A 13694-nucleotide genomic window follows, 5' to 3' on the forward strand; every position below is an offset into this window, starting at 1 on the left:
ACCTCTACCCCGATTCTCCCGTCCACAGACGGTCAAGCGACGGCCACTCGCCCATGCCCCAACCGAAGTACTTGAGCTGGGATTTGGCGAAGTTCTCAGCTGCTGCGATGGACTGAGAGACCTTGCCACCTGTGCGGATGCTCTCCAGGTACGGCATGGGGTCGACGGCACGCCCGTTGACCCGCGCCTCCAGGTGGAGATGAGGGCCAGTGACGTTACCCGTCGCGCCGACCTTGCCGATGACGTCGCCCTGCCCGCCGACTACGACATGGGGGTCATCCGCTCCCGTGTCGTCCGCGTCGGTCATCTGCTGGACGACTGGGACGGTCTCGGCATCAAGACCTACCTGATGCGCGAACGCGGCGTGAACGGCTCGCCGGTGAACCAGTACGGCCCGTTCTACCTCTGGAACACTCTGGAGGGCATGAACGGCTTCCTGTGGGGCGGAGCCTTCCAGGGACCCGTCGACGACTTCGGTCGGCCCGCGGTCCGGCAGTGGACCGGCCTGGCCTTCGAGGAGGGCACCGCCGCCGCCTCCGCACCCGCGTACGCCGTGCGCCGGCGCCAACCGGTGCCGGACGGCGTGCGGTTGGCATCCTTCATGGCGGACGCTGCGGCCGAGACCGAGGGGCTGGCGGCGCAGGACGGCGCGGTGCTCGCTGCGGCGGCCGTGGACACCCACACCTGGGAGCTCGTGCACTTCTCCCTCTGGGAGCACGAGGCGGCCAAGGCCGACGGGGACGTCTTCGAGGTGCTGCACCTGTCCGCACCCGGCCGGGACCGGCTCCCGCGCGGACGGCAGTGGTGACCCGCGTCCGTACGGTCCTCGGTGACATCCCGGCCGGGGAGCTGGGCGTGTGCGACGCGCACGACCATCTCTTCCTGCGCAGCCCGCGGTTGCCGGGTCAGGAACTGGACGACCTCCGCGCCGCGCGCTCCGAACTGGCGGCCTTCCGCGCGGCGGGCGGAGCGGCCGTCGCGCAGTGGACGCCGTACGGCATGGGCCGGCGCGCGGCGGACCTGCCGGGGCTGTCCCGCGCGACCGGGGTACGGATCGTCTGCGCCACCGGACTGCACCAAGCGGCGCACTACGACCCCGAGTCGCTCGCCCGGCTGCGCGGCGGCCGGCTCGCCGACCTGTTCGTCTCCGAACTCACCGAGGGCATCGGCACGACCGGTGTGCGGGCCGGTTTCATCAAGGTGGCGGGCGGTTTCCACGGGCTCGACGCACACGCCCGCCGGACCATGGCGGCGGCGGCCGAGGCGCACCACGCCACCGGCGCCCCCGTCGCCGTACACCTGGAGCTGGGCACCGGCGCCCTGGACGTACTCGACCTGCTGTGCGGTGAGTTGGGCGTGCCGGGTGAGCGGGTGATCCTGGGGCACCTGAACCGCTCCCCCGACCCGGTGACGCACCGGCAGGCCGCCGCGTCGGGCTGCTGGCTGGCCTTCGACGGCCCGTCCCGCGCCCACCACGCCACCGACTGGCGGATGCCGGAGGCCGTACGGGCCCTGGCGGAGGCCGGGTTCGGGGACCGGCTGCTGCTCGGCGGCGACACGGTGACCGCCGGGGCCCGCTCGGTCGACGGCGGGCCGGGGATGCCGTACCTGCTGCGCCGGGTACGGCAGCGGCTGGTTCAGGCGGTGGGCGCGGACCTGGTGGACCGCGTCCTCACGGAGCACCCGGGGCGGGCGTTCGGGGCCGCCTGGAAGTGAGCGCCTCGCGGCGGGAAACGCGGGTGATCAGGAGCCGGTCGGTTCCCTGACCTGACCGGCATGACCGCACCCGCGTATCCGTCGAAGCCCGTGCCCGGCGACCGAATGGCGATCCTCTCACCCGGATCCGGTCTGCCGGGGATCCTGCCGCTCCCCCACGAGCTGGGGCTCAGGCGGCCGCGGGAGGACTTCGGCCCGGAACCGGTGGAATACCCCACCACCCGCACCATGGGCTCCACCCCCCGGGAGCGCGCCGCCGACATCCACGCGGCGTTCGCCGATCCGACGGTCAAGGCCGTGATGGCCAGCATCGGCGGCGACGACCAGATCACCGTGCTGCCGCACCTGGACCGGGAGCTGATCCGCGCCCACCCGAAGCCGTTCTTCGGCTCCAGCGACAACACCAATCTGCTGCTGTTCCTGCACAACCTGGGCATCGTCGGCTACCACGGCGCCTGCCTGATGACCGAGCTGGGGCGCCCGTACGCGCTGCACCCGATGACCGCCGACTCGGTGCGCGCGGCCCTGTTCACCCGGGGCCCGTACGAACTGCGCCCGGCCGAGCGTTACCGCGACACCGACCGCGACTGGGCCGATCCCGCCACGTTCGACGCCGAACCCGACTCCCAGCCGGGCGGCGGCTGGATCTGGCACCGGCCCGACCGGGTCGTCGAGGGGCGCGCGGGGGCGGCAACCTGGAGATCCTCTCGTGGCTGCTGATGGCCGACCGCGAGATCGAACGCGATCCGGCGGCCTACGACGGCGGCGTGCTGTTCCTGGAGACCTCGGAGGAGCTGCCGAGCGCACACCATGGCCGTCTTCGACGTGGACTTCGGCCACACTGATCCGCAGGTGGTGATCCCCTACGGCGGACAGGTCTGCGTGGACGGCCCGGCGCGCCGGATCACGGTGACGTACCGACGGCCCGGTGTCGGCCCGGTGTCCCGCGGTCGTCGCACCTAGTCGCTCTCGGCCAGCGCCTCCAGTGGATCGTCCAGCACCGGCTGCCAGGCCAGTTCCGCCGCGCCGACCAGGCTGTTGTGGTCCAGGGTGCACGGCAGGATGGGGACGCCCCCGCTCTGGCCCCACAGGCTGCGGTCGGCGACCACCGCGCGCAGCCGGCCGGGGTCCGCGTCCAGCAGGGTGCGGTGCAGACCGCCGAGGATGATGCGGTCCGGGTTGAGGATGTTGACCAGGCCGGCCAGGCCGAGGCCGAGGCGGTCGATGAGGACCTCGGCGGCCCTGCGGACGGCCGGGTCGTCGTACTGGGTGCGCAGCAGGTCGCCCGCCTGCTGGACCAGCGACACCTCGGGGCCGGGCTCTCGCCCCGCCTCCACGAGCAGGGCCAGCGGGTCCGCCTCGACGTCCAGGCAGCCCCGGCTGCCGCAGTGGCAGGGGCGGCCCTCGGGGTTGACCGTGAGGTGGCCGACCTCCAGCGCGAGCCCCGAACTGCCCGTGTGCAGACGGCCGTCCAGGACGAGCGCGCCGCCGACGCCCCGGTGCCCGGTCGCCACGCACAGCAGGTCCCGCGCGCCCCGGCCGGCGCCGTGCCGGTGTTCGGCGAGCGCGGCGAGGTTGACGTCGTTGCCCGCGAACGCGGGTCCGCCGATGCCGGCGGCGCGCACGCGTTCCGCGAAGATCTCCCGGACGGGGGCGCCCACGGGCCAGGCCAGGTGCAGGGGGTTGAGCGCCAGGCCGGCGGGTTCGGCGACGGCGGACGGCACGGCGAGTCCGGCGCCGACACAGCGCCGGCCGGTGCCGCGCAGCAGCTCCGCGCCCGCCTCGACCACGGAGCCGAGCACCTTCGCCGGGTCGGCGTCGACGGTCTCGCAGCCGGGCGCGGTCGCCACGATCCGTCCGCCGAGGCCGACCAGCGCGGCCCGGAAGCCGTCGGCGTGGATCTGGGCCGCGAGCGCGACGGGACCGTCCTCGGCGACCTCCAGCCGGTGCGAGGGGCGCCCCTGCGAGCCGGCCGCCGAGCCGGGCCGGGCGTCCACGCGGATCAGGCCCAGCGCCTCCAGCTCGGCGGCGACCGCGCCGGCCGTCGCCCGGGTGACGCCGAGTTCGGCGGTGAGCACGGCGCGGGTCGGCGCCCGTCCGGTGTGCACCAGCTCCAGCGCCGGTCCGAGCGCCCCGCGCCCGCGGTCCAGCCGCGCCCTCGACGTGGTCCTCTCCCCCGCTGCCCGGGGATCCGCCTTGCCGCTCATGAGGGCGAGTCTCCCATGATCCGCACCCCGGGTGGCCTGCGCCGGCGGCTACAGGCCGCTCACCCGCAGGGTGATGTTCAGCCGTCCGGCGAGACCCAGCCAGGCCGGGGCCGTGCCCGGCCGGACGCGCGGCACTCCGTGGTAGGCGAACCGGGACGGGCCGCCGAAGACGAACAGGTCTCCGCTGCGCAGTTCCACGTCGGTGTAGGGCTTCGCGCGCGTGCCGGTGTTGCCGAAGCGGAACACGCAGGTGTCCCCGAGGCTCAGCGAGACCACCGGCGCGTCGGTCTTCTCGTCGCCGTCGCGGTGCATGCCCATGCGGGCGTCACCGTCGTAGAAGTTGATCAGCGCGATGTCGTACGGCGCGGCCGGTACGGCGTCCGGGCCGAGCGCGTCGGCCACCGCGCGGCGGCCCAGCGCGCCGAGCCAGTCCGGGAACGGCTTCACGGGGCTGCCGTCGCCGTCGACGACGGTGCGGGCGTAGGCGTACGGGTACCAGTGCCAGCCCAGGCAGACCTGGCGCGCGGTCATCGTGCCGCCGCCCGGTGTGCGGACCGTGCGCAGCCCGGCGGGGGGCCGGGCCCAGTCCCGGCAGGCGGCGAGCAGGGCGCGCTGCCGCTCGGCGTCCAGCCAGTCCACGACCTGCACGGCGCCCGGCGCGACCTCCGCACGCTCCCGGGGGAACAGCTCGTCCTCCATGCCCCCATCCTGCCCCACGCCCCCTGATCTGCGGCTCCGCTAGCCTGGACGCACGATGAGCGACCGTATGACGACACCGTGGGGCGAGGTCGAGCTGACCCGCTTCCCCGACGACCCCCGCGACCGGCTGCGCGCCTGGGACGCCTCCGACGCGTACCTGCTGCGCCACCTCGCGGAGGAGAAGGTACCGCTCACGGGCACGGTCGCGGTGGTCGGGGACCGCTGGGGCGCGCTGGTGACCGCGCTGGCGGAGCACCGGCCGACGCAGATCACCGACTCCTTCCTCGGCCAGGAGGCGACCCGGGCGAACCTGGCGCGGGCGGGCGTGGAGCCCGGTGCCGTACGGCTGCTCACCACGCAGGACCCGCCGCCGGAGCGGGTGGACGTGCTGCTGGTGCGGGTACCGAAGAGCCTGGCGCTGCTGGAGGACCAGTTGCTGCGGCTGGCGCCCGCCGTGCACGCGGGCACGGTCCTGGTCGGCACCGGCATGGTGAAGGAGATCCACACCTCGACGCTCCAGTTGTTCGAGCGGATCCTCGGCCCGACCCGGACCTCCCTGGCCCGGCAGAAGGCCCGGCTGATCTTCTGCACCCCGGACCCGGCGCTGGAGCGGCCCGCGAACCCGTGGCCGTACAGCTACGCCCTGCCGGACGGCGTCGGCGCGGTGTCGGGGCGCACGGTGGTCAACCACGCGGGCGTGTTCTGCGCCGAGCGGCTGGACATCGGCACCCGTTTCTTCCTGCGGCACCTGCCCGCTCCCGGCGCCGGGCGCGTGGTGGACCTCGGCTGCGGCAACGGCGTGGTCGGTACGGCGGTGGCGCTGGCCGATCCGGCGGCCGAGGTGCTGTTCGTGGACGAGTCGTACCAGGCGGTGGCCTCGGCGGAGGCGACGTACAAGGCGAACGGGGTGCCGGGGCACGCCGAGTTCCGGGTCGGGGACGGGCTGGCCGGGGTGGCGCCCGGCAGTGTGGACCTGGTCCTGAACAACCCGCCGTTCCACTCCCACCAGGCGACGACGGACGCGGTGGCGTGGCGGATGTTCACCGGGGCGCTGCGGTCGCTGCGGCCGGGGGGTGAGCTGTGGGTGATCGGGAACCGGCACCTGGGGTACCACGTGAAGCTGAGGCGGTTGTTCGGCAACAGTGAACTGGTGGCGTCGGACCCGAAGTTCGTGGTGCTGAGGGCGGTCAAGAGGGGTTAGGCGCTCCGCCGGGAGCCGGGCCGGTCAGCCCCCGGCCCCCGTCAGCCCCCGGCCCCGGAGAGGACCCCGATGATCCGCCGTACCTCGCGGGCCATCGCCTCCCGCCCCACACCGAGGTAGGTGCGCGAGTCGACGGCCTCGGGACGGGCGGCGAGGAACTCCCTGATCGCCCCGGTCATGGCCGCGTTGAGCGCGGTCCCGACGTTGACCTTGGCGATGCCGCGGCCGACCGCCGCGACCAGACCGTCGTCCGGCACCCCGGAGGAGCCGTGCAGGACGAGCGGCACGGTCAGCGCGGCGGACAGCCGCCCCAGCAGGCCGAGGTCGAGGACGGCGGTGCGGGTGGTCATGGCGTGCGTGCTGCCGATGGCGACGGCCAGGGCGTCGACGCCGGTGCCGGCGACGAAGTCCCGCGCCCGGCCGGGATCGGTACGGGCGCCGGGCGCGTGCGCGTCCAGCGCGGGCCGGCCGTCCTTGCCCCCGATCTGCCCCAACTCGGCTTCGATCCACAGGTTCTGGGCGTGTGCCCAGTCGACGGCGGCCCGGGTCGCGGCCAGGTTGCCGGTGTACGGCAGGCGGGCCGCGTCGTACATGACCGAGCTGAACCCGGCGCCGGGCGCCTGGCGCAGCAGGTCGTCGCTCTGCACGTGGTCCAGGTGCAGGGCGACGGGTACGGCGGCCCGTTCGGCGGCGGCGACGGCGGCGCGGGCCAGCGGCAGCAGCCGTCCGTAGCGGAACTTGACGGCGTTCTCGCTGACCTGGAGGACCACGGGCGCGCCGGCCGACTCGGCGCCGGCGATGACGGCCTCGATGTGTTCCAGGGTGATGACGTTGAACGCGGCGACGGCGGAGCGGGCGGCGGCGGCCCGGGTGATCAGCTCGCCGGTGGACGCGAGGGGCACGTGAGGTGTCCTTCCGGGAGGGCCGGCGGATTCAGGGGGCGAGGATCACCGAGCGGGTCAGGTGCCGCGGCCGGTCGGGGTCGAGGCCCCGGGCGGCGGCGACGGCGACGGCGAGCCGCTGGACCCGGACGAGTTCGGCGAGCGGGTCGAGCCCGCCCTCGATCCACAGGCCGCCGGTGGCGCGGACCTGTTCGGCGAGTCCGTCGGGCGCCTCGCCGAGCATCCAGGTGGCCGTCCCCTCGGTGGTGACGCTGATCGGGCCGTGCCGGTACTCCATCGCCGGGTAGGACTCGGTCCAGGAGAGGGACGCCTCGCGCATCTTCAGCCCGGCCTCGTGGGCGAGTCCGACGGTCCAGCCGCGCCCGAGGAAGGCGAACTGCGTGCACTCCACGGCCCCTTGGGGCAAGGGAGCGGCGAGGGCGGTACGCGCGTCGGCGACGACGGCGTCGGTGTGCAGGCCGAGGTGGGCACGCAGGAGGGTGAGCGCGGTGGTCGCGAACCGGGTCTGGACGACGGAGCGTTCGTCGGCGAAGTCCAGCACGACGAGGTCGTCGGCGGCCGACACGACCGGGGTGTCCGGGTCGGCGGTCACGGCGGTGGTGCGGGTCCGCCCCGCCGGCCCCGCGAGCAGTTCCAGCACTTCGGTGGTGGTGCCGGACCGGGTGAGGGCGAGGACCCGGTCGTACGACCGCCCGTGCGGGAACTCGGAGGCGGGGAAGGCGTCGGTCTCGCCCTGTCCGGCGCCCTCGCGCAGGGCGGCCACGGCCTGGGCCATGAAGTACGAGGTCCCGCACCCGACGACGGCGACCCGCTCGCCCGGCTCCGGCAGTGCGCCGCGGTGGTGCTCCGCCTGCTCGGCCGCGCGTATCCAGCACTCGGGCTGGCTGTTCAGCTCGTCCTCGACATGTGTCATGCCCAGACCCTCCCCTGGCTGATTGTTCTTGCAAGATATAGCGAGCTTTCGAGCACAATCAAGCATTCGGACGCCAGGTCGGGTGCGCTAGGGTCGCCGGAGATCGAACGGAAGGGAGGCGGCGGATGTCCCGGGACGCCCGCTGGCAGGCGCTGCTGGAACTGCTCGTCGAGCGCGGCCGGCTGGAGGTCGAGGAGGCGGCGGCCGAGCTGGCGGTGTCGGCGGCGACGATCCGCCGGGACTTCGACCAGCTCGCGGAACAGCAGATGCTGGTCCGCACCCGGGGCGGGGCCGTGGTGCACGGGGTGTCCTACGAACTCCCGCTGCGCTACAAGACGGCCCGGCGCGCCTCGGAGAAGCAGCGCGTCGCCAAGGCGGTGGCCGAACTCCTCGCTCCGGGCGAGGCGGTGGGACTGACCGGCGGTACGACCACCACGGAGGTGGCCCGGGCGCTGGCCGTGCGCGGTGACCTCGCCACCGGCTCACCGGCGCTCACCGTGGTCACCAACGCGCTCAACATCGCCAACGAGCTCGCCGTACGCCCGCAGTTCAAGATCGTGGTGACGGGCGGGGTGGCGCGTGCGCAGTCGTACGAGCTCGTCGGCCCGCTCGCGGACGGGGTGCTGGGCCAGATCACGCTCGACGTGGCGGTGCTCGGTGTCGTCGGCTTCGACGTGGTGCACGGGGCGGCGGCGCACGACGAGGCGGAGGCCGCGATCAACCGGCTGCTGTGCGAGCGCGCCGAGCGGGTGGTGGTCGCGGCCGACTCCAGCAAGCTGGGCCGCCGGGCGTTCGCCCGGATCTGCGGGACGGAGCTCGTGGACACGCTGGTGACGGACACGGCGGCGGAGCGGGAGACGGTACGGCGGTTCGAGGAGGCGGGCGTCCGGGTGCTGACGGTGTGAGACGGCCCCGGCCTGGCCGGCCCCCGGCTCCCGGCGCCGCCTCAGAGCCCGCCGAGGTCGGCCTTCACGAACCCCGCGCCGCGCTGGTCGTTGCAGCCCGCGACCGCCCGGTCCGCCGGATCGGGCCACATCTGCTGGGCCTGGAGCGCCACGCTGACCAGTGTCAACAGCAGATCGACGTCGCTCGCGGCGTCCAGGCGCAGGGTGACCCACTGCGAGCCGGGCACGACCCTGATGGCGTCCGAGCCCCTGAGGTCCTTGGCGAACCGCCGGACGGCCCGGTCGGTGAGCCGCAGATCGACATCACGCTCGGAGTGGAAGTGCGCGATCTCCCCCTGGGCCGACCGCACGGCCCGTCCCAGACCGCAGCTCGGGACGGCCTGTCTCAGGTCCGGCCAGGTCGCCAGTTGCGCGAACGCGCGCGAGGCCAACGTCATGGGCCCATCATGGCGCGCTCACCCGCCCGCAACCAGCTCGTGAGCAAGCATTAACCGACCTGTATCCGCCATGCGTTCACGAATCCGCACAGGAATCCACGCGTCGAACAGACCGGCGCCCCAGACGGCAGGCAGCTGAGCCTCGACACTCCGTTGACTCCGGCCGAACCGCCGTGCGACGGTGAGGGCGCGCTCCTCTCACGAAGCTCCGGGAACTGGAGGCAGACCGCTGTGACCTTCGGAAACGATGACTCCCGCCGGCCCATGGAGCGCAGTCTGACACCGGACCAGCTGGAGCTGTTCGAGAAGGAGTTCACCGCGCGCCCGGTGAACCGGCTGATGCAGAACGCGGTCACGCGGACACCCGTCGACGATGTCGCCCTCGACCGGCGGATACTCACCGGTGTCGACCACTCGGTCTCCCACCACCTGGACGACTGGAAGGCCACCGACCAGAAGCAGAGCGGGCGTTGCTGGATGTTCGCCGGGCTCAACCTGCTCCGGGTCGGCGCCGCACGGAAGCTGGGCGTGAAGGACTTCGAGTTCTCCCAGAACTACCTGCTCTGGTGGGACAAGTTCGAGCGGGCCAACCACTTCCTGGAGGCCGTCGTCGAGACCTCGGACCGGGACGTGGACGACCGCACGGTGGCCCACCTGCTGGCGGACCCGATCAGTGACGGCGGCCAGTGGAACATGTTCGTCGCCCTCGTCGCCAAGCACGGCCTGGTCCCCAAGTCGGCCATGCCGGAGACCGACAGCTCCTCCTCGACCCGGGCGATGAACCGGGCCCTGGGCACCCTGCTCCGCCAGGGCGCCCGCGACCTGCGCGCGCTGGCCGCCGAGGGGGTCGAAGCACAGCGGGAGCACAAGCGGGAGGTGCTGGCCGCCGTCCACCGGGTGCTCGGCATCCATCTCGGTACGCCTCCGCAGCGGTTCCTGTGGCAGTGGGAGGACAAGGACAAGGAGTTCCACCGCGACGGTTGGCTCACCCCGGCCGAGTTCGCCGCCTCCTATGTCCAGCTCCCGCTGGACGAGTACGTCTGCCTGGTGCACGATCCCCGGGAGTCGAGCCCGGTCGGCCGCACGTTCACCGTCGAGTACCTGGGCAATGTCGTGGACGCCCCGCCGGTCGTCTACCTCAACGCGCCGATCGAGCTGCTGAAGCGGCTGGCCATGGAGGCGATCGTCGGCGGCGAGCCGGTGTGGTTCGGCTGCGACGTGGCCAAGATGATGCACGCGGACGCCGGCGTCTGGGACGCCGCGCTCTTCGACTACGCCGCCGTCTACGACGCCCCGTTCACCCTCGACAAGGCCGACCGGCTGCTGCACCACGACACGCAGATGACCCACGCGATGCTGTTCACCGGCGTCGACGTGGTGGACGGGAGCCCGCGCCGCTGGCGGGTGGAGAACAGCTGGGGCGAGAAGAAGGCCGACAAGGGATTCTGGACCATGAACGACTCGTGGTTCGGCGAGCATGTCTTCGAGATCGCCGTGCGCCGCTCCGCGCTGCCGCCGGAGCTGGCCGGCGCCCTCGACCAGCCGCCGATCGTCCTGCCCGCCTGGGACCCCATGGGCGCCCTCGCGGACTGAGCGCCGGCGAGGGCCCGCCGCCGCACCGCCTGTCGATGCCGTCAGCGCTGGTGGCCGGCCCGAGCGCCACGCGGATCGCGTGCGGCGTGATCGCCGTACCCCCGTCGTCGTCGCGGTCGGCGAACCGCGGCTCGCCGCCGCGCGCTCCGGGGACCGAGCCGGGGCGCCGGGCAGCGCGGGCGCGTCCGAGCCGTGCCGCCCGGAGGTGCCCGAGGCCGGCGGAACGGTCGTCACCGGCGCCTTACCGGCCGCTCGCGCCGTGCACGCATGCCCGCTGGAGCCCGCTCCATCCGGCACACTCAGCCCATGGAGACTGCCGAGTTCCTTCAGATCCTGGACCGCGAGGGTGGATTGCTCGCGACGGCCGCCGCCGCCGCGGGGCCCGAAGCCAAGGTGCCGACGTGCCCGGAGTGGCAGGTGCGGGACCTGGTACGGCACACCGGCACGGTGCACCGGTGGGCCGCCGCCCTGGTCGCCGAGGGGCAGACCGCCCCCCGGCCCCTGGGCGAGCCGCCGGCGCTGGACGGGGCCGAGCTGGTGGCCTGGTACCGGGACGGTCACGGCCTGCTGGTGGAGACGCTGGCCGCCGCGCCCGCCGACCTGGAGTGCTGGACCTTCCATCCCGCGCCGAGCCCCTCGTCGCTGGCGTTCTGGACCCGGCGGCAGGCGCACGAGACGACCGTGCACCGCTACGACGCCGAGGCGGCGCGCGGCGGCACGCCGTCCCCGATCGCGCCGGAGTTCGCGGTGGACGGCATCGACGAACTGCTGCGCGGCTTCCACGCCCGCCCCCGCAGCCGGATGCGCACCGAGGAGCCGCGTACGCTCCGGGTGCGCGCGCTGGACGCGGGGCAGGACGCGGTGTGGACGGTGCGGCTCGGTGACGGGCCGCCGGTGACCGCACGGGCGGAGCAGGGTCCGGCCGAGGCCGAACTCTCGGGGCCGGCCGATCAGTTGTACCTGGCGCTGTGGAACCGGACGGCGGTGCCGCACCTGACCGGCGACCCGTCACTCGCGGCCCTGTGGCGGGAGCGGTCGCGGATCTGACGACCGCGACAGCCCTCACCGCCACCGAGACCCCTCAGTCCGCCTCGGCCAGCATCCTGGCCAGCACCGCGCGCTGCACCGGCCGTACCTCGCCGTGCAGCGCGCGTCCCTTCGCCGTGAGGACCACCCGCACCCCGCGCCGGTCCTCCGGACACATGGCCCGCTCGACCAGGCCGTCCTTCTCCAGGCGGCCGATGAGCCGGGACAGCGCGCTCTGGCTGAGGTGGACCCGGTCGGAGATCTCCTGCACCCGGTAGGCGGAGCCGCCGTCCGCGGCCGCGCCCTCGGCCAGCAGGTCGAGCACCTCGAAGTCGCTCGCGCACAGTCCGTGCCCGTGCAGCGCCCGGTCCACTTCGCACTGGGTGCGGGCATGCAGGGCCAGGATGTCCCGCCACTGCTCCACGAGCGCCTGTTCGGGCTGCCTCTTCGCCGCCATGAGCGCACCGTAGCAGACAAACGCATTTATTGCACCGTCATTAAATGCGTTTGCATCTCATGCAGGTGCATGTAAGTGTTCGCGGCATGACCTCTCCGCTCAACACCTCCGCGACGCCGTCCGCGGCGGTCCGCTGGACACCCAGACTGTGGGGCACCCTGCTGGTGCTGTGCGCCGCGATGTTCCTGGACGCGCTGGACGTGTCGATGGTCGGCGTCGCGCTGCCCTCCATCGGTTCCGATCTCGGCCTGTCCACGTCGACCCTGCAATGGGTCGTCAGCGGCTACATCCTGGGCTACGGCGGCCTGCTCCTCCTCGGCGGCCGGACCGCGGACCTGCTCGGCCGGCGCCAGGTGTTCCTGGTGGCGCTGGGTGTCTTCGCACTGGCCTCGCTGCTCGGCGGACTCGTGGACTCCGGCCCGCTGCTGATCGCCAGCCGCTTCGTCAAGGGCCTGAGCGCGGCCTTCACGGCACCGGCGGGCCTGTCGATCATCACCACGACGTTCCCGGAGGGCCCGCTGCGCAACCGGGCCCTGTCGATCTACACCACCTGCGCCGCCGCCGGCTACTCCATGGGCCTCGTCTTCTCCGGGCTGCTCACCGAGGCCAGCTGGCGGTTCACCATGCTGCTGCCCGCCCCGGTCGCACTGCTCGCGCTGGTCGTGGGCACGAGGCTGCTGCCGCGCACCGAGCGCGAACGCGACCACGGCGGCTACGACATCCCGGGTGCCGTCCTCGGCACCGCCTCGATGCTGCTGCTGGTGTTCACCGTAGTCGAGGCGCCCGGGACCGGCTGGGCCTCGGCCCGGACGCTCCTGTCCTTCGTCGCCGTGGCCGTCATGCTGGTCGCCTTCGTGCTCGTCGAGCTGCGCACCCCGAGCCCGCTGGTCCGGCTCGGGGTGCTGCGCTCCGGGCCGCAGGTCCGGGCCCAGCTGGGCGCGTTGACGTTCGTCGGCAGCTACACGGGGTTCCAGTTCCTGGTCACGCTCTACATGCAGCAGGTGCTGGGCTGGTCGGCCCTGCACACGGCGCTCGCGTTCCTGCCGGCGGGCGCGCTGGTGGCGCTCTCCGCGACCAAGGTCGGGGCCGTCATCGACCGGTTCGGCACCGCGCGGCTGATCGTGCTCGGCTTCGTCCTGCTGGCGGTCGGGTACGCGCTGTTCCTGCGCGTCGACCTGCACCCGGTCTACGCGGCGGTGATCCTGCCGACCATGCTGCTGGTCGGCTCGGGCTTCGCGCTGACCTTCCCGTCCCTCAACGTCCAGGCCACCAACGGCGTGGACGAGCACGAGCAGGGCATGGTCTCGGGTCTGCTCAACACCTCGGTGCAGGTGGGCGGCGCGCTCTTCCTGGCCGTCGTGACGGCGGTGGTGACCGCGCACGCTCCCGCGCGGGCCACTCCGCAGGCCGTCCTGGACAGCTACCGGCCCGGTCTGGTCGTGGTCGCGGCCATGGCCGTCGTGGGGCTGCTGCTGTCGCTCACCGGGCTGCGCCGGTCCCGCCGGGGACGGTCGGTCGTGGTCGCCAGGTCCACCGTGAAGGAGGCGGACGTGGACCGCGTACCGGTCCGTGACTAGCGGAGGCCGGGAAAGAGGGGGGGCGCCTGCGCGCGTGCGCCCGGCGGGAATCGATTGTCCC

The 13694-nt window shown here is 73.5% G+C and carries 14 protein-coding genes and 1 pseudogene; 8 read left to right on the plus strand and 7 right to left on the minus strand.

Annotated features, from left to right (window positions below; genetic code table 11):
* Window positions 1-4 precede the first annotated feature (4 nt).
* Complete coding sequence (locus IE273_RS45280) at window positions 5-307, minus strand: M23 family metallopeptidase (RefSeq protein ID WP_373309420.1); 303 nt, start codon at window positions 305-307, stop codon at window positions 5-7.
* On the opposite strand from IE273_RS45280, the gene IE273_RS31445 reads away from it, so the two are divergent.
* The 3 genes and pseudogenes from IE273_RS31445 (at window position 194) to IE273_RS31455 (ending at window position 2679) form a co-directional block, all read left to right on the plus strand.
* Window positions 194-808 (plus strand): DUF4865 family protein, encoded by a 615-nt coding sequence (locus IE273_RS31445; RefSeq protein WP_506005272.1) that lies wholly within the window; start codon window positions 194-196, stop codon window positions 806-808. The two genes, IE273_RS45280 and IE273_RS31445, sit on opposite strands and share 114 nt — an antisense overlap.
* The gene (locus tag IE273_RS31450; protein ID WP_189818561.1) at window positions 805-1716 is read left to right on the plus strand and encodes a phosphotriesterase family protein; all 912 of its coding nucleotides are present in this window, start codon (window positions 805-807) and stop codon (window positions 1714-1716) included. The genes IE273_RS31445 and IE273_RS31450 overlap by 4 nt, the downstream gene beginning before the upstream one ends.
* A 60-nt stretch (window positions 1717-1776) precedes the next feature.
* Window positions 1777-2679, plus strand: a pseudogene (locus IE273_RS31455) (S66 family peptidase).
* On the opposite strand, the gene IE273_RS31460 reads toward IE273_RS31455, so the two are convergent.
* On the minus strand, window positions 2676-3923 hold the full coding sequence (locus tag IE273_RS31460; protein ID WP_189818562.1) for an ROK family protein: 1248 nt from the start codon (window positions 3921-3923) through the stop codon (window positions 2676-2678). The pseudogene IE273_RS31455 and the gene IE273_RS31460 overlap by 4 nt on opposite strands.
* Before the next feature lie 48 nt (window positions 3924-3971).
* Window positions 3972-4622, minus strand: a complete 651-nt coding sequence (locus IE273_RS31465; RefSeq protein WP_189818563.1) for an alpha-ketoglutarate-dependent dioxygenase AlkB family protein — start codon at window positions 4620-4622, stop codon at window positions 3972-3974.
* A gap of 67 nt (window positions 4623-4689) precedes the next feature.
* Between IE273_RS31465 and IE273_RS31470 the strand changes: the two genes are divergently transcribed.
* Window positions 4690-5823: a methyltransferase gene (locus IE273_RS31470; RefSeq protein WP_189818564.1), complete on the plus strand. Its 1134-nt coding sequence runs from the start codon at window positions 4690-4692 to the stop codon at window positions 5821-5823.
* A gap of 41 nt (window positions 5824-5864) precedes the next feature.
* On the opposite strand, the gene IE273_RS31475 is transcribed toward IE273_RS31470, so the two are convergent.
* Together IE273_RS31475 and IE273_RS31480 are read right to left on the minus strand one after the other, a co-directional pair.
* A complete protein-coding gene (locus IE273_RS31475; protein WP_189818565.1) occupies window positions 5865-6725 on the minus strand; it encodes a class II fructose-bisphosphate aldolase in 861 nt (286 codons plus the stop codon).
* 31 nt (window positions 6726-6756) lie between these two features.
* On the minus strand, window positions 6757-7638 hold the full coding sequence (locus tag IE273_RS31480) for an SIS domain-containing protein (protein ID WP_189818566.1): 882 nt from the start codon (window positions 7636-7638) through the stop codon (window positions 6757-6759).
* Window positions 7639-7763: 125 nt separating this feature from the next.
* Between IE273_RS31480 and IE273_RS31485 the strand changes: the two genes are divergently transcribed.
* Window positions 7764-8543, plus strand: coding sequence for a DeoR/GlpR family DNA-binding transcription regulator (locus IE273_RS31485; protein WP_189818567.1), 780 nt, complete (start codon window positions 7764-7766; stop codon window positions 8541-8543).
* Between the two features lie 41 nt (window positions 8544-8584).
* Here the strand turns inward: IE273_RS31485 and IE273_RS31490 are convergent, their stop codons facing one another.
* Window positions 8585-8980, minus strand: a complete 396-nt coding sequence (locus IE273_RS31490; protein WP_189818568.1) for a luciferase domain-containing protein — start codon at window positions 8978-8980, stop codon at window positions 8585-8587.
* Between the two features lie 264 nt (window positions 8981-9244).
* Between IE273_RS31490 and IE273_RS31495 the strand changes: the two genes are divergently transcribed.
* On the plus strand, window positions 9245-10573 hold the full coding sequence (locus IE273_RS31495; protein ID WP_189818569.1) for a C1 family peptidase: 1329 nt from the start codon (window positions 9245-9247) through the stop codon (window positions 10571-10573).
* A 306-nt stretch (window positions 10574-10879) separates the two neighbouring features.
* Window positions 10880-11620, plus strand: coding sequence for a maleylpyruvate isomerase family mycothiol-dependent enzyme (locus tag IE273_RS31500; RefSeq protein WP_189818570.1), 741 nt, complete (start codon window positions 10880-10882; stop codon window positions 11618-11620).
* Window positions 11621-11654: 34 nt separating this feature from the next.
* On the opposite strand, the gene IE273_RS45285 is transcribed toward IE273_RS31500, so the two are convergent.
* Window positions 11655-12056, minus strand: a complete 402-nt coding sequence (locus IE273_RS45285) for a MarR family winged helix-turn-helix transcriptional regulator (RefSeq protein WP_189818571.1) — start codon at window positions 12054-12056, stop codon at window positions 11655-11657.
* 86 nt (window positions 12057-12142) lie between these two features.
* On the opposite strand from IE273_RS45285, the gene IE273_RS31510 reads away from it, so the two are divergent.
* Window positions 12143-13633: an MFS transporter gene (locus tag IE273_RS31510; protein ID WP_189818572.1), complete on the plus strand. Its 1491-nt coding sequence runs from the start codon at window positions 12143-12145 to the stop codon at window positions 13631-13633.
* The last annotated feature ends 61 nt before the right edge of the window (window positions 13634-13694 follow it).

Origin of the sequence: Streptomyces olivaceoviridis (assembly GCF_014650115.1) — a bacterium.
In the GTDB taxonomy this organism is placed as follows: domain Bacteria; phylum Actinomycetota; class Actinomycetes; order Streptomycetales; family Streptomycetaceae; genus Streptomyces; species Streptomyces olivaceoviridis.